The following is a 15,892-nucleotide window of genomic DNA, read 5'->3' as shown; positions in this document are numbered from 1 at the left end:
ATCTCAGCCCAAAACCCCGCCAATACAGTACTAAAGCTAAAGGTGCTCAAGAAGCACACGAAGCCATCCGTCCGGCTGGGAGCAGCTTTCGCACTCCCAGAGCCACCGGACTCAGTGACGAGAAATTGAAACTTTACGATTTGATCTGGAAACGGACGGTAGCCTCGCAAATGGCCGATGCGCGGCAAACTCAGCTCAGTGTCGATTTACAGGTCGAAAACGCTGGATTTAGATCCTCTGGTAAGCGGATCGATTTCCCTGGCTACCTGAGAGCGTATGTCGAAGGCTCTGACGATCCTAATGCCGCGATCGAAGACCAAGAAATTATTCTCCCCGCCTTAGTCAAGGGAGACCATCCCGACTGCAAAAAACTCGATGCACTCGACCACTTTACGCAACCGCCAGCCCGCTATACCGAAGCATCCCTGGTGAAGATGCTCGAAAGTGAAGGGATCGGTCGCCCTAGTACTTATGCCAGCATCATCAGTACCATTATCGATCGGGGGTACGCTCAACTGCAAAGCAACGCCCTGGTGCCGACTTTTACCGCTTTTGCGGTCACGGCTTTACTCGAAAAACATTTCCAAGATCTCGTCGATCCGCACTTTACCGCCCGGATGGAGCAATCGCTCGATGATATCTCTACTGGCGCGACGCAATGGCTCCCCTACTTAGAAAAATTCTATTTCGGCGATACCGGACTGGATAATCTGGTCAAACAAGGGTTCGATAACATCGATGGCAAGGTCGCGCGGACGATCGAGTTCGACGATATCGAAGCTAAAATCCGGATCGGTAAATTTGGCCCATATATCGAATCCGAATTCGGTAATGCTTCAATTCCCGAAGGTCTGACGCCTGCCGATTTAGCTCCCGAAACGGTCGAGATGCTGATCGAGAAGAAGAAGAGCACTCCCGATATCCTCGGACATCACCCCGAAACTGGCGAACCGATTTATGCAAAAGAGGGTCGATACGGCCCTTACGTGCAATTGGGAGACCAAGGTGAAGATCCAAAGATCAAACCCAGAATCTCATCCATCCCCAAAGAGATGAATCCCGCCGATGTCACTCTGGAAATCGCCGTAGAACTACTCAAACTCCCCCGCAGCTTGGGCGTACATCCCGAAACTGGTGGTAAACTGCAAACCAATGTCGGCAGATTTGGGCCGTATATCTTGTACGATCGGGGGAAAGGAGATAAGGAATATCGATCGCTTAAAGCTCCCGATGATGTCTACACTGTCACATTAGAGCGGGCGGTAGCCATCCTCGCCGAACCCAAAGCCGTGCGCGGTGCCCGTGGTAAAAAAGAACCCTTGCGCACGCTGGGCAATCATCCCGACGATAACGAACCGATCGCGATTTTTGCTGGCCCTTATGGTAACTATATCAAGCACGGTAAAACTAATGCTGGCGTACCCGAAGGCGAAACCGTCGAAGGCATCAGTCTGGAAACCGCGCTGAGTTTGTTAGTAGCCAAAGGAGGAGCGGTGAAGAAAACAACTGCAAAAAAAACTACCACAGCCAAGAAAGCGACGGCAACTAAAGCCAAAACTACTACCGCGAAGAAAACTACTACAGCTAAAACTACTACCACAGCTAGAAAAACTACCACCAAATCGAAAACCAGTTAAGCTCGATCTCAAGTTCGATCCAAACAGCCCGCTAATCGCTCGCAGCAGTTAGCGGGTTTGCCTAGAGACAGCTCATGCCGATTTTCTTCCCACTCGGTAGAGGTTGCCAATCTCTGTCGCCATCTGTTGTGCCACAAAACGAGCAGATCCACAATCGCTAGAGCCAAAAAACGGCGTCAGCGGCTGGGGACGATCGATCGCGCGATCCATCGCCTGGGTGAGTGCTTCGATATTTCTAGGGGGGACTAAATACCCATTCACGCCATTGGTAATAATTTCGGGAATGCCATCGACAGCCGAGGCAATACATGGTTTGCCGATCGCTAGTGCCTCTAATAAGGCGATCGGTTGACCTTCCCATAATGATGGCAGCACGAATACATCGATCGCCGACAAGAATTCATAGATATCGCTACGCGCGCCCAAAAACATCACCCGCCGCTCAATTTTTAATTCATCGGCAAGTCCGATCGATTCATAGCGTAATTCGCCATCGCCGACGATCGCCAACCGTGCGGAATTATTTAACTTAGCAAAAGCTCGTAACAAATATTCGTGACCTTTTTGAGTATGGAGTCTACCGACATTGCCAAAGATAAACTCACTCGCACCAAACCCAAATCGACGTCGAGCGATATCTCGATCGAGCGGGGTCGCAAAGCGTTCGATTTCGATGCCATTATAGACGATCGATGTATTTGTGGGGTGGGCAACTTTTACAGCTACCGCTCGATCGTAATCCGATTGACAAACACAAATTATCCGATCTGTATACTTCAGTAAAAATCGATCGATTAGTCTAAAAATTACTCTTTTGATGAGTTGAAAAATAAACCCAATCGTGCCCGGTAAAATATGGAGATAGTGCAATCCGTGATAAGTATGCAACATCATCGGTCGATCTGTTAATCCGATCGAGACTAATCGCATCCAAAATCCTGCTGTCCCCCCATGAGTATGGACGATATCAAATTTATGGGACGAGAATAATTGGCGGATACTTTGATAAGATTTCCAGCTTAATTTGTTGGCAATACTAATTGGATGGACGATCGTCCCCAGTTTGCGGACTTCATCAACCAGCCATCCTGTTTGCTCTGTGGCAATCTCCACCTCAAAGTTTTCCCGATCTAAATACTTCGTCAGGAGTAATACGTGCATTTGGCCGCCGCCCAAACTCGCCTCATCGATCGTCAATAGGACTCGCAATTTTGACATCAGATTTTCCCGGACAATCTTAAATACAATTTCAAGATTTTTAGCTGAATTCCATTCAGATGTTTTTGATAATAATACCGTTGGCTATCTCGATAGTAGTGATCGACATTTTTTGTAACATTTTTAGAGCTACCGCCTAAAAGATGAATGATACTAGTATCGGGATAATAAATAACCTTGAAGCCTAAGTCGCGAATGCGTTTGCACAGATCTTTATCTTCAAAGTACATAAAAAATTTTGGATCGAAGCCGCCCAATTTTTGATATATATCTCTCCGGATTGTCAAACAAGCACCCGTTACCCAGCCGACTTCTCGGATTGTCGAATATTGTTTATTATAGATGTTTGCAACTCGGTTGTGCCATTGCCGATCCAATCCATAGCGGATCTTATCGATAAACTCAATAGCTAAATTTGGTAACATTCCCGATGACAGTTGATAGCTACCATCTTGAAACGTAATCCGCGTGCCAATGGCGGCTACATCTGGCTCACGATCGAGATAATCTGCTAAAATCTGCGGTGTATGCTCGGTGAGGAGCGTATCGGTATTTAAAAACAGCAGGTATTTACCTTGAGATTGCTCCACAGCCAAGTTATTTGCCTTACCAAATCCTAAATTAACTTCGCTGCAAATCAGTTGCACCCAAGGAAATCGAGTGCGAACGATTTCGACACTATTATCTGCCGAAGAGTTATCCACAATGATGACTTCACAGTCGGCGTTAATAAATTTAGCTAGCGAATTTAGACATTCTGCTAAAAATTCAGCACCATTATAATTAACTAAAATAATTGATATATTCACATCTGGCGATCGGGAATAGTGGATAGTGGATAGTGGATAGTGGATAGTGGATAGTGGATAGTGGATAGTGGATAGTGGATAGTGGATAGTGGACTATCTGATAGCTTAGGGAGTATTAAGAAAATAAGACCCCAAAATTATTGTAGGGTGTGTTATCCCGTAGGGTGACGCACCAAGCTAGTAATTGATGGTAGTTTATTAATTTGCAAGTCCCTTATTATCTTAATAAAGAACTTTGAAATTAATCGCTAAGTTGCGGAGATATTGCCATACCCCTGGAAAAAGCCGCTTGACATATTTAAACATCGCAAACCGTTTGGAAAGTGGGACGCGCATGTTTTTGGAAATCTTCCAATTCGGGTAAAATTCCTTGTACTCTAATTGATTTGCTAGCTTGGCATGAGATAGGCGTAAATCTGCTAACTCGTGTTGCTGAAGGGCAATTTGTAATTGAAGCTGCTCGAGATCTAAGTCTTGAGGTAAAGTTTTGGCTGGCGTCAGTGTCGCTGTTTTGTGCGAATCGAATGCTTCATTACCCAATCGCTCTTGATATTCAATTACCATCTGCTCGACGCTTTTGTGCTGAAAAGATGATAGTCGATCGCGAATTTCTTGCAAAGTTTTGGGATCGTCGAGGAGATCGTTAACTTTGAACACGATCTTTTCTGGATCTGGTGGTACTAAAAATCCATTAACGCCATCTTCAATTCGATCGGCAAAGCTACCAATTTTAGTTGCCAATGTTGGAATACCCATCGACATGAGTTCGCTTAATGTGAAGCTAAAAGTTTCAGTCCATACTGACAGCAGCAATCCCAGATCTATATCTAATTTGTCAACTATTGTTGCTAATTCTTCACGTTTATATCGGGCGATAATCGTTACCTGAGGCTTGCGTTTAAATACAAAGCCATCATCGCCACAACCAACCAAATATACATCGGCAACTTCACACAAGCGATCGCAAATTTGACCGAATAATTCTAATCCCTTATGGGTAGATAGTTCGCCTAGAATCATAATTCGCGGCCTGTTTTTCGGCGGAGCCTGTAGCTCGGTAGTTAATGCTTCTACCGATGCTAATGGGGAAATACCATGTGAGATTACCAGCATCGGTACATCCGCTAGTTTCGGTTCTAATGATACCAATCGCTCTTTGATAAACGGCGATGGTATAATCAGCGGAATATATTTACTTCTGAGCGCGCGCACGAAGGTATCGCGAATTTCCATCCATTCGATCGCGGAAGTAAAAGGGAAAAACCTGACGGGATTTTCGGCATAGCAAGTCTTCAGATGACTAAAGTTACATTCTTCACAATTACCTTTAAAATAAGCAACAATTACCGGACAGAATGGATAAAAATCATGACAAATAATGACCGTGCGGCGATCGGTTTGTAATAGCTCGAAGGCATGTCCGATAAACGAGGAGATTAATATACAATCGATCTTAAATACATCAATAATTTCTTGTAAGATATAACGATATTCTAAGTGCATGGCTGAGGTAGCGACAATTGGCTTGTCTAGCTGCCACATCCGCAATGGAATCCGATCTTCAATATTGCGATATAAATGGATTTGTTTGGCTGGCGTACCATGCTCGCCGATCGATTTGAGTACGAAATTAGTATCGCGACTATCGGATTGTGCGTACTCTTTTACCCATCGCTCCAGTCCTCCACCCCAACTGTGCATCACATGTAAATTGATGGTCATTTATTTTTACACCCCTAAGAATTTTGTTAATATTCCGAAATTACGATCGCGAGGATCGAATCGCGCTTAATCTTTATATCGATCGTGCTAAATAGATACCCAAACTAGCCATTACCTGTAAATCGATCGTCTAAATATCACTAATATTTATGCGACATTTATCTTCAACACCGCTCTAAATTAGATGAAATCGATATTAATATTTATACTGACTTACCCAATAATTTTCTGACAAACCGCCACGATCGCGATGATTTAATCGAACTCAATTCTGTTTGGAGTCGCACTAATTCCGATCGCATAGCTTCGGGAGATTCCGCGCTAAATTCGATCGCATCTGAAGTTCCGGTATGCTGACACCATGCTAGATAAGATTTATCTACATCTGTAGTCGCAAATGGATCGGGGAATGCTTGTTGCAAATCGACGCGAGAGCGATAGACAATTCTCTGTAATTTGGTAATTACTTCGCCATTATCAAAACATCGATACGCGCAATCTATTTGTCCCAACTTTTCTTGTTCGGCGAGTTGGCATTGCTCGATATACCAATCTCTTAATTCAAATAAAACGGGACTCTGTTTGCCATATTGTTTGAGCATGACTTCTTGATCGCCACTATCGAAACCAGAGAAGTGATAAAAACAAATTGGCTGTCCGTTAATCTGAATGCCTTTTTCGATACTTCCCGTTGCAACTCGATGGGTGAGATTCCAAGTGGCGACATTATAAATCGGCTCGCGAGTAATGCACAAATCGCTAAAAAAGGCTGGAGCTAGATCGACCCATCTTTGATCGGTAAATAATCCATTTAGCTTATCATCATAGCAATAGTTTTGGAGTCTCGCTGCCCACCAGTCGATAAATTTCAACCCTTCCGAGCCAGGAGTGGGACGAATTCCTAGAAATCCGAGATTGAAGACACCATGCTTGAGACTGCAAATCTCATTATCGACGATCGCGCGATCGAGTTGTTCCGGTTCGGTTTGATGGGGTGTTAGTAAAATACTATTTTTGTTTAACTTATCTATTAATGAATCGATCGGGGAAAGAATGACGATATCCGGATCGAAAAAGAATACATAATCGGGTTGATAGCGTCTGACAATCTCTTGAAAAGCAAATCCTTTAACCCCCGTACACATCTCGACGAGGGTATGTTTAAAGATCCAACTCTTGAGATTGGGAATCGACAATTCCTCGATGGTAATAACGGTATCGAAAGGTTCGTTATCCAGATCGAGCCAACTCGGTACTCGATCGGAAAGAACGATATGAAATTGATAGTCTGGATGAAACTTTTTCAAAGACTTGGCAAGCACTCTTGCCTTAGGAATATAGTTTGCGGTAATGCTCGTAAATAAATGTATTGATGCCATTAGCTTATTAATAGTTAGTCGTTCTTATGAAAATTCAATATTTAAATCTAAAAATAGCATACTCTTCAACTCAGAGAAGTATCATTTTAACTCTTTTGCGTGGAACAATATAAGTTAATATTCTCACCTAAATAGACCTCCAATTAATTTCTTTAATAGCGATCTGAGTAGTTTCAACATCCATATTCCCTCTAGCTCCATTGCTCTAATTTTATCGGCATATTCTCGCAAACTAGCTTGAGCTTGAGTTAATTCAGATTGAGCCTGTTGGAGTTGCAATTGCGATCGAGCTAATTCGACTTGAAGTCTACTATTAGTCAGATCGGCATCTTTAGTTAGTGCGTATAATTCTGGCAGACCGAAATTATATTTAGCTTTGGCAAACCGTAAAGTTCGTTCGGATTGGAGCAGATCGAACAATTTTTCGATACCGATATGCCTAAGTAGCGTAAGATCGTGATTTAAATAGATAAAAGCTTTAGCTAGTTCGTAACTATCGCCTTCAGTTAGTTCCTGTCGATCGCTTGCCTCTGGAAAACTCGCCCTAAATAGCTCGATCGGGGTATTGTTGAGAATTTTACGATAGAGTTGGTAGCCTTCAAAAATCGATCGTACTGAATTAGTCGGATCGCTACTTAAGTTGTTGTCGCCCGATCGCACGCGATATTTAACTAATTTATCCTCTAATAAAGATATATCGTGCTTCTTAACGATTTCCACCCACATTTCAAAATCTTGTTGCTGAATTAATACCGGATTAAATAAGCCGCATTCGACTAATATTTCCTTTTCTACTAAGGCAGTAACTGCACATAAATAGTTACCCTTCATAAAAAACCAATTGAACATTTCAGCGCGGCTGCGCTGCGGATGATTGAAAAAATCTTGCGCGAAGTGCTCGCCAACAAACGGCTGACTATCGTCGTCGATAAAATCCACCCACGAAAACACTACTCGATTGCCAGAATCATGTAAGTGCTGATATTCAACCGCCAATCGTTGAGGATAACACACATCATCACCAGACATCAGCGCGATATATTTAGCCGACGATGCTAAGATGCCGTTATTTGCAGCCGCACTCGGCCCTTGATTTTCCTGATATATATAGATAATTCGATCGTCTTGGAAGCTGCGAATAATTTCATCGGTGCGATCTGTCGAGCCATCATTAACGACGATCAATTCAAAATCGGTAAAGGTTTGATCTAAAATGCTCTGAATGGCTTCAGCAATATATTTCTCATGCTGATAGGCGAGCGTAACGACGCTAATTGAAGGGGTTTGTCTCACTTAGATATCCTCCAATAACGTGGCGATCGCGATGTCGAGTTGCAGATCGCTCAGATGCGATCCCATCGGCAAGCTGATAATTTGGTTGCTAATCCGCTCGGTAATCGGCAAGCTCCCTTGAGGCGTTCCCGCTTGGCGATACGCTGCTGACAAATGGGGTGGTGTAGGGTAATGAATCAGAGTTGCTACCCCATTTTGGCGCAGATGTTGCTCTAAATTATACCGATTGGGGTGACGCACTACAAATAAATGCCATACCGGATCGGCCCAAGCGGGGACGACAGGCAAAGTTAACTGGGGATTTTTGCCAAGAGCGGCTAGATATCGATCGGCAACGCTGACGCGGCGAGCGTTCCACTCATCGAGTTTAGCAAGCTTGACGCGCAAGAATGCCGCCTGCAATTCATCCAAGCGGCTGTTATATCCCGCAATTTCATTTTCGTACTTGATGCGAGAGCCATAGTTGCGGAGCAAGCGAATCCGATCTGCCAACTCGGCATCATTCGTCGTTACCGCGCCAGCATCGCCGATCGCGCCGAGATTTTTGCTAGGGTAGAAACTAAACCCCGCCGCATTACCCAAACCGCCAGTGCGACGTTGTTTGTACCTAGCACCATGACTTTGTGCGGCATCTTCAATAACTTGCAGATTGTGTCGTTTGGCAATCTCATTAATCGCATCCATATCCGCAGGCTGACCGTACAAATGCACCGCCATAATCGCCTTCGTGCGCGCGGTGATGGCAGCTTCGATGAGCGACGGATCGATATTATAGGTACGCTCGTCTGGTTCGACAGCTACGGGAGTCGCTCCCACCTGCGACACTGCCAGCCAACTGGCAATATAAGTATTTGCGGGGACGATGACTTCATCGCCAGCACCAATGTCCATCGCACGCAAAATTAGGTGCAAAGCCTCCAAGCCATTCCCGACGCCAATGCAGTACTGAGTTTGGCAATAAGCGGCAAACTCCGCTTCAAATGCGGCAACTTCCTCACCCAGAATATACCAGCCAGATGCCATCACCCGCGCATATGCGTCATCTAGCTCCGCCTTTAATTCCAGATAAGGAGCCTGAAAATCTAGAAAAGGTACTTTCATCAAGCTTTGCTCCGCACGGCTGCCAAAAACTCATCATAATCGCGGTAATAATCGGATTCGTCGTAAAAGATCGAAGCTAGCACCATGCACACAGATCCCGAAGAGAAGTTATCTAGTTCCCGCCACACCATCGGACAGACATACAATCCATAGTAAGAGCGGTTGAGATGAAAACGCTTGGTAGCGCAGCCATCGTCCAAAATAACATCAAAGCTACCCGAAATCGCAATAATCAACTGCTGTAGCTCTTTGTGCGCGTGTCCGCCGCGTTCGGCACCGCCAGGAACATCATACAGATAATACACTCTTTGCAGATCGAACGGGATATGTTTGCCCGACTCTACAAAGGTAAGATTGCCGCGCGGATCTTGGATTCTAGGTAGATCGATAATTTCACATCGGTCGATCGTGCTCATTTGTCAATTTAATATGTAGATATTTTCGATTATATGAGTTTGACGATAAATTTCCGGAAAGGGTTCTCGATCGCATAATAAGTTACAGCAGAGCCGAGTAGTGTTATCAAAAATATCCTCAAAAGATTAGTTTGCAAGTGGTAATGATTCGGTTTCAACCATTACAATTATCACATTCTTAGTCGACCTCATTGACACTTTTAATGACCCGCGCGGGATTACCAGCAACCATTTTTCCTGCCGGAATATCTTTACTAACTACCGCTGCGGCGGCCACGATCGATCCCATCCCAATCCGCACGCCAGGAAGAATATTTGCTCCCGCACCAATTGCCACATTATCTTCAATTTTGGGGCCTTGAATGCGGTCTTCATTATATTCGAGTTTCCCGATCGCCCGATCGTTAGTAGTCGCCACTAACACACTAATAAATACATCATTACCAATCTCACAATTACCCGTAATATGGGTGAGATCCATAATTTTAGTCCGATCGCCAATCTGGGTATTATAGTTAACCGTCACGCCTCTACTGAGAATACAAAACTCGCCAATCCTCACTTTTTCTCGAATTGAAGCATTATCCCCAACTAAAGTATTTTTACCGATTTTTACGTCATAATAAATAACACTATTTGGCCCGATCGAGCAATTATCTCCGATCGAGATAATGCGATCGAATTCAGGTTTCCTCGCCGTTGCTCCCGCACCTTTTGGCTCTTTCCCTAAATAAGCTCCAGGGAAAATCTCGACACCATCGCCGATAGTAACACCCGATGAGATCGTCACATGTGGATGGATAATCACATCATTCCCAATCTGGACATCAGCTTCGATTGTGACAAAAGCTGAAATGCGAGTATTAGAACCGATCTTATCTGTTTCGACACAGGCTGACTTGTGGATGAAATAATTAAGTTTTGCTTGAGGATTTTGCATAAGTTAATATTATTAGATCGATCGGCTATGGCAATTCTAAATATTTTTTTTAACAATCGTTACTTCTGAATTAATATTTTTCAACCGCAGAGACGCAAAGGACACAAAGGTAGGAAAAGAAGAAGATTAGGTAGCTTCTTCTTTCTCTGCGCTCTCTGCGTCTCTGCGGTTCAAAATTATCAGATCGTAGTAACGCACCAACTAATATAATTTAATTACTTACATGCTTGCACTTAATTTCAGCAGGAACATAAACTTTCGCAGTAAATCGATCGAGTGGATCTTCGGCCATATTAACTTTAAACACGATCGCATCGTCAATATAATCTAAAAAGATATGATTTTGATTCATCACTACTGGTAACTCGACGGCAACAGTAAGCGTATAAACACCGACATTGAGCATATTTTTCGATCGCATTTCGACGACGTATACTTGTCCTGCCGTTGCTGGTGGCATATCGACTTTTTCAACCGATGTCACAGTCCCGATAATATCGATACCTTTGATATCCCTAATTAAGTAACCAAAACAAAAGGTAGGGAAATCTTTTTCAAACAAGATTGCAGCTTGAATGATGAAATCTTCTCGCGATTCTAGTTCGGCGGTAGGTTGATGCTGACTGTTTAGGAGTTTGATATCTAAGACTTTGGCACCACCTTCGCCATAACGATGGCAGCCTTCGGCTAGTTTTACTTGTTGAGTGGTATCGACAAATATTTCCGAAATCTCGGCATCGATAGTTGAATTTTTAGCCGACTTACCATTCTGAAGATCGAGATTTTCTTGGCTATTTTCAAGATTTTGTTGCAACTGAAGTTTTAGATCTTGATTCATATCGCCATGAATGACGCTGATATAACTAGCGACGACATCTGATGCCTTACCGATTTTTTTCAGTTCGCCACCTTCTAAAAATACACCTCTTTGACAAAAACTTTTGACAGAGCCAGTATCGTGGCTGACGAATAATACCGTTACGCCAGATTCCATCATCTGCCGCATCCGTGTCATACATTTTGCCTGAAAAAACATATCGCCGACAGCTAAAGCTTCATCAACAATTAAAATGTCTGGCTCGACATGAATTGCCGCAGCAAATGCCAAGCGGACATACATTCCACTCGAATAATTCTTGACAGGTCGATCGATAAAATCTTTGATGTCGGCAAATGCGGCAATATTATCGAATCGATCGTCGATTTCTGCTTTAGAAAGCCCCGCGATCGCGCCATTCATATAAACATTATCGCGTCCGGTAAATTCTGGATTAAAGCCTGCACCCAGCTCTAATAAAGCAGCTACTCTACCATTGACTTGAATATCGCCATGAGTAGGCGTTAAGGTACCGCAGATTAGTTGTAATAATGTCGATTTACCCGCACCATTACGCCCGATAATTCCCATCGTTTCTCCCCTCATAATTTCAAAGGAGATATCGCGGAGTGCCCAAAATTCCTGGGTATACGATTTACCTGGAAAAATCATCTCTTTAAGTCGATCGACAGGCTGCTTGTATTGCTTAAAGCATTTCGAGACATTATTAAGGGAAATGGCAATGTCCGATCCCATACTACTATTACTCCTCACCACTTCATAAATATCGATCGCTAATATTGCAGCTTACAAGACATCCGCAAATACCGGACGTAACCGCTTATATACTGCAAAACCACCAGCAAATACGATCGCCGAAATTGCCGCAGCCACGCCCCATTCGCCCCAATGTTTGACTTCACCTACTAAAATTAGATCTCGATAAACTTCCGAAATTGTCGCCAATGGATTCAACCAAAAGATCCAATCGCGAAACTCTGCGGGAATTGCCGAAGCTGGATAAATAATCGGTGTCATATAAAACCAAATATTTAAAACCACCGCTAATACTTGGGGAATATCGCGTAAAAATACCGTCAAACCTGCGGCCAAATAACCCAAGCCAGTCGTTAATAATAACTGCGTCAACCACACCAGCGGTAGTAATGCTAAAGTTGGATGTAAAGTATGAATGCTCAGAGCTACAAAGAAAATTAAAGCAATCAGTCCAAAAGCACTTTCAATAAAAGCCGACACAACTGGTACGATCGGTAATAAAGCTAGTGGAAATACGACTTTCTTGACTAAATTTGGTTGAGCGATTACCGAAATGGCCGCTTGCGTTAAGCCGCCTGTAAATGACATCCACGGAATCAATCCGGTAAATAGCCATAAGCCGAATGTAAAATTATTTTCGGGCACGCCCTGCAAACTGAGCTTAACTTTGAGCACGATCGCAAATACATAAGTGTAGATTAGTAATTGCGATAATTGATTGACTAACGGCCACAGATTGCCCAGTACCGAACCTTTGTAGCGCGCCTCCAAATCTCGCCGAACTAGCGTTCTGAGCAGATCGAATTTCGCCCGCTGGAGATCGCTCGCAGGCACCAATCGGCCTAATTTTCCCGCTTTACGTAGCACACCCCGCATCGAATCTAACAATGATTACCTCCAGTATGTGTTGGCTTTACGCCAATCTACCGACCCCAGCATATTACTTGAAGTTAGAGAAGATAGTCAAACGTCAATATCGAGATTAATTCAGCACGCGCGGCCTCAGATGTGCTAAAAAGACATCAACAGCTACCTCGCATAGATCCGCATGAGATTATTAATTAGCAACGATGATGGGATCTTTGCTCTTGGCATCAAGACACTAGCAGACACCCTCGCCCTCGCCGGACATGAAGTAATTGTAGTCTGTCCCGATCGCGAGCGATCGGCTACCGGACACGGTTTAACACTCCACGATCCGATTCGGGCTGAAGAAGTTGCGGGGATTTTTCATCATACCGTAAGAGCTTGGTCGTGTTCGGGTACGCCCGCAGATTGTGTAAAATTGGCACTAGGCGCATTGCTCGACAGGTTGCCCGATTTCGTCCTCTCTGGCATCAATCACGGTGCCAACTTAGGCACGGACGTTTTATACTCAGGAACGGTGTCTGCGGCGATGGAAGGCACGATCGAGGGCATTCCTAGCATTGCCCTGAGTCTGACTAGTTTCAGTTATCGGGAGTTTCAACCCGCCGCAGATTTTGCCAGAGATTTAATCGCGCATTTAGAACACCAACCCCTCTCAGAATCTTTATTATTAAACGTCAATGTCCCCCCCGTACCTGCTGCCGAAATTGCGGGTGTTAAGATTACCCGCCAAGGACTCAGACGCTATTTCGATACGTTCCAAAAGCGGGTAGATCCGCGCGGTAAAACTTACTATTGGTTGTCTGGCGAAGTCGTGCAAGATTTGGAGCAACCCGAACATTTCCATCTCCCCCCAGAGATCGAAACGGATGTTCAGGCAATTAAACAAAACTACATTACGATCGTGCCGCTTCAGTTTAATATGACTTCGGCGAACGGTGTCTTTGGTCTCAAAGATTGTGGAGTTGAAGGATTGAAAATAGAATCTTCAATAACTGATAATTAATACCAAATGCGTGACCATAGGTAATAATCAACCCCCACGCATGAGCAACTCGTCCTATTCAGGTGGTTCATGCTGCTGGGATTGTTTAGCGAGTCTAGCCCTACAATCGGCAAGCTGGCTTTCTAGGTCTGCATTCAGGCTGCTTAGGGCATCGATGTTCTGGTTGCGTTCGGTCACATCTACACCAATCCCCCAGGCCGCCCAACCTGGAACCGGAAACCGATCGGAAAGATTCGACCAAGAAATCGTGCAAATCGTGCCATCTTTACAGGTAACGTCCCACTCCCAGTTACGGTAATCGTTACCCCGCTCTGCCCACGCTGCCATCATCTGCTGCCGATAGGCCGCCCCAGGGTAAAACAATTCCATAATGCTTGGATTCCCAACCACCTCTTCAGCAGAGAAGCCTGTAATCCTTTCACACTCTTGATTCCAGCAGATAATATTGCCATCTGCATCAAACGCATCTAACATGACGGGCATTTGTTGCAGAATCTGGCGTAGATGTTCTTCCCGCTGTTGCAGCTCTGTTTCAGCCTGCTGTAGATTAGTTATGTCACGAATGCTGACCATAACCCCTGCGATCGATCGATCGGTTTCTCTGTAAGGGGTGTAGGTGATGCTGAGGTAGCGTTGCTTGGCGATGGGAAAGTCGTACCAGAGGTCAAACTGTACCCGTTCCCCAGCGAGGGCACGATCGAGGCGTGGTTTACATTCTGTTTCAAACACCTCTTTGCCCACAATTTCAGCAATGGGATACCCAATAATCTCCCCTGGTCGCTTTTGAAACCGCCGCAGATAGGCTTGGTTGACCATTTGATAGGTATAGGTGGGATCGACCAAGGCGATCAAATCTGGGGTTGTTGCAAAGATGTGTTCGTATCGCTGCAGTGCCAATTCAGCCTCTTTGCGTCGATCGATATTGAGGGCAATCCCAGACATTCGGATGGGTCGCCCAGTTGCATCATACAAGGCTTGCCCTCGCCCTTCGACCCAGTGAATGCTACCATCCCCCCAAACAACTCGGTATTCATGTTGATAAATCATCCGTCGCTGGATTGCCCGATCTACTGCACGATCCAGCCCAGCGAGATCGTCCGGATGAATACAGGACTCAAAGGTTCTGTATTTGCCATCAAACTCATCGAGTACCAACCCAAAGATGGCTGCATGTTCCACAGACCAAGTGATGGCTCCACTCACCATATCCCAATCCCAAATGCCCATCTGAGCCGCTTGTCCAGCCATGTGCAGTTGGCTTTCCTTTTCTTGCATTTGCCGAATACCCAGTTGCTCAACGCGCTGCCGAGCAGCGTGCAATTTTGAAGTTAGAAATACAACCAGTAGGGCACTGAAGGTAGATGAGAGCAGGTGCCATCGTTCTCCGCCATCCGAGGAGATCGGCACCTGCGGGGAATCAATCGATAAAATAAAAATACTATTTATAAAGGTTGAGAGAGCTACGGTTAATAACCCCGCCTTCATGCCGCCATACCAAGCGACGACTACGACAATTGCATCAAACACAACATGGGTTTCAGCCTTGAATATTGGCAACAGCCAATAAGTCACGAAAGTGGCCATAGCAACCATCGTAATCGCAAGTACGTAGGGGTTCAGACGAATACTCATAGCTCTTTGCATCGCGCTTTGACCTCTCAGACAATCGTGTAATTAGAATCACATTATTATCCTCTAAGATGACTTCAAGATTAAATGAATCACCCCGAATATTACATAGACTATAGCCACGTTTCTTTGGAATGAGATTTGGTGCAATCGCCATTTCGTTGACCCAATGACTGGGATCTCCCGCTCGATTCCGCACAGCGGACGCTACGCGATCGAAAGATCCCAAATTGATTCTATAAAGGCAGAGAGCAAGAAAAAGCCCCCCCTTATAAGGGGGG

13 protein-coding genes are annotated in these 15,892 nt (G+C 44.6%); 2 read left to right on the top strand and 11 right to left on the bottom strand.

Translation table 11 applies throughout. The features are described 5' to 3' along the window. Nucleotides 1-1,637 (top strand): DNA topoisomerase (locus C7B77_RS09200; protein WP_245894127.1); only part of this gene is annotated, 1,637 nt, incomplete at its 5' end. A gap of 72 nt (nt 1,638-1,709) precedes the next feature. Here the strand turns inward: C7B77_RS09200 and C7B77_RS09195 are convergent. The 10 genes from C7B77_RS09195 to C7B77_RS09150 all read right to left on the bottom strand — a co-directional run bounded on the left by C7B77_RS09195 (nt 1,710) and on the right by C7B77_RS09150 (nt 12,985). Next, the gene (locus C7B77_RS09195; RefSeq protein WP_106303177.1) at nt 1,710-2,855 is read right to left on the bottom strand and encodes a glycosyltransferase family 4 protein; all 1,146 of its coding nucleotides are present in this window, start codon (nt 2,853-2,855) and stop codon (nt 1,710-1,712) included. Further along, on the bottom strand, nt 2,855-3,664 hold the full coding sequence (locus C7B77_RS09190) for a glycosyltransferase family 2 protein (protein WP_181243779.1): 810 nt from the start codon (nt 3,662-3,664) through the stop codon (nt 2,855-2,857). Before C7B77_RS09190 ends, C7B77_RS09195 begins: the two co-directional genes overlap by 1 nt. Before the next feature lie 222 nt (nt 3,665-3,886). Then, complete coding sequence (locus C7B77_RS09185) at nt 3,887-5,386, bottom strand: glycosyltransferase (protein WP_106303174.1); 1,500 nt, start codon at nt 5,384-5,386, stop codon at nt 3,887-3,889. A gap of 203 nt (nt 5,387-5,589) precedes the next feature. Next, nucleotides 5,590-6,765 carry a glycosyltransferase family protein gene (locus C7B77_RS09180; RefSeq protein WP_106303171.1) on the bottom strand — a complete coding sequence of 392 codons (1,176 nt, stop codon included), beginning with the start codon at nt 6,763-6,765 and terminating at the stop codon, nt 5,590-5,592. A gap of 123 nt (nt 6,766-6,888) precedes the next feature. Then, nucleotides 6,889-8,058 carry a glycosyltransferase family 2 protein gene (locus tag C7B77_RS09175; RefSeq protein ID WP_106303168.1) on the bottom strand — a complete coding sequence of 390 codons (1,170 nt, stop codon included), beginning with the start codon at nt 8,056-8,058 and terminating at the stop codon, nt 6,889-6,891. Then, nucleotides 8,059-9,159, bottom strand: a complete 1,101-nt coding sequence (locus C7B77_RS09170) for a DegT/DnrJ/EryC1/StrS family aminotransferase (protein WP_106303165.1) — start codon at nt 9,157-9,159, stop codon at nt 8,059-8,061. Beyond that, nucleotides 9,159-9,575 (bottom strand): sugar 3,4-ketoisomerase, encoded by a 417-nt coding sequence (locus C7B77_RS09165; protein WP_106303162.1) that lies wholly within the window; start codon nt 9,573-9,575, stop codon nt 9,159-9,161. The genes C7B77_RS09170 and C7B77_RS09165 overlap by 1 nt, the downstream gene beginning before the upstream one ends. A 178-nt stretch (nt 9,576-9,753) precedes the next feature. Continuing rightward, entirely contained in the window at nt 9,754-10,515 is a 762-nt protein-coding gene (locus tag C7B77_RS09160; protein ID WP_106303159.1) for an N-acetyltransferase, read from the bottom strand. A 211-nt stretch (nt 10,516-10,726) separates the two neighbouring features. After that, nucleotides 10,727-12,088 carry an ABC transporter ATP-binding protein gene (locus tag C7B77_RS29805; protein ID WP_181243778.1) on the bottom strand — a complete coding sequence of 454 codons (1,362 nt, stop codon included), beginning with the start codon at nt 12,086-12,088 and terminating at the stop codon, nt 10,727-10,729. A 51-nt stretch (nt 12,089-12,139) separates the two neighbouring features. Further along, complete coding sequence (locus tag C7B77_RS09150) at nt 12,140-12,985, bottom strand: ABC transporter permease (protein ID WP_106303180.1); 846 nt, start codon at nt 12,983-12,985, stop codon at nt 12,140-12,142. 172 nt (nt 12,986-13,157) lie between these two features. On the opposite strand from C7B77_RS09150, the gene surE reads away from it, so the two are divergent. Then, complete coding sequence (gene surE / locus C7B77_RS09145) at nt 13,158-13,982, top strand: 5'/3'-nucleotidase SurE (RefSeq protein WP_106303156.1); 825 nt, start codon at nt 13,158-13,160, stop codon at nt 13,980-13,982. 54 nt (nt 13,983-14,036) lie between these two features. Here surE and C7B77_RS09140 read toward each other — a convergent pair whose 3' ends face one another. Next, nucleotides 14,037-15,614: a PAS domain-containing protein gene (locus C7B77_RS09140; protein WP_181243777.1), complete on the bottom strand. Its 1,578-nt coding sequence runs from the start codon at nt 15,612-15,614 to the stop codon at nt 14,037-14,039. Nucleotides 15,615-15,892: the final 278 nt, after the last annotated feature.

The organism is Chamaesiphon polymorphus CCALA 037 (assembly GCF_003003845.1).
In the GTDB taxonomy this organism is placed as follows: domain Bacteria; phylum Cyanobacteriota; class Cyanobacteriia; order Cyanobacteriales; family Chamaesiphonaceae; genus Chamaesiphon; species Chamaesiphon polymorphus.
Note: the sequence above shows the minus strand (reverse complement) of the source record. Positions and strands in the feature narration are given on the sequence as shown.

Excerpts from the sequence above, each read along its gene's own strand:
- C7B77_RS09195 (WP_106303177.1), bottom strand. The coding sequence starts at position 2,855 with ATGTCAAAATTGCGAGTCCTATTGACGATCGATGAGGCGAGTTTGGGC.
- C7B77_RS09185 (WP_106303174.1), bottom strand. The coding sequence starts at position 5,386 with ATGACCATCAATTTACATGTGATGCACAGTTGGGGTGGAGGACTGGAG.
- C7B77_RS09180 (WP_106303171.1), bottom strand. The coding sequence starts at position 6,765 with ATGGCATCAATACATTTATTTACGAGCATTACCGCAAACTATATTCCT.
- C7B77_RS09170 (WP_106303165.1), bottom strand. The coding sequence starts at position 9,159 with ATGAAAGTACCTTTTCTAGATTTTCAGGCTCCTTATCTGGAATTAAAG.
- C7B77_RS09165 (WP_106303162.1), bottom strand. The coding sequence starts at position 9,575 with ATGAGCACGATCGACCGATGTGAAATTATCGATCTACCTAGAATCCAA.
- C7B77_RS09160 (WP_106303159.1), bottom strand. The coding sequence starts at position 10,515 with ATGCAAAATCCTCAAGCAAAACTTAATTATTTCATCCACAAGTCAGCC.
- C7B77_RS29805 (WP_181243778.1), bottom strand. The coding sequence starts at position 12,088 with ATGGGATCGGACATTGCCATTTCCCTTAATAATGTCTCGAAATGCTTT.
- C7B77_RS09150 (WP_106303180.1), bottom strand. The coding sequence starts at position 12,985 with ATGCGGGGTGTGCTACGTAAAGCGGGAAAATTAGGCCGATTGGTGCCT.
- surE (WP_106303156.1), top strand. The coding sequence starts at position 13,158 with ATGAGATTATTAATTAGCAACGATGATGGGATCTTTGCTCTTGGCATC.
- C7B77_RS09140 (WP_181243777.1), bottom strand. The coding sequence starts at position 15,614 with ATGAGTATTCGTCTGAACCCCTACGTACTTGCGATTACGATGGTTGCT.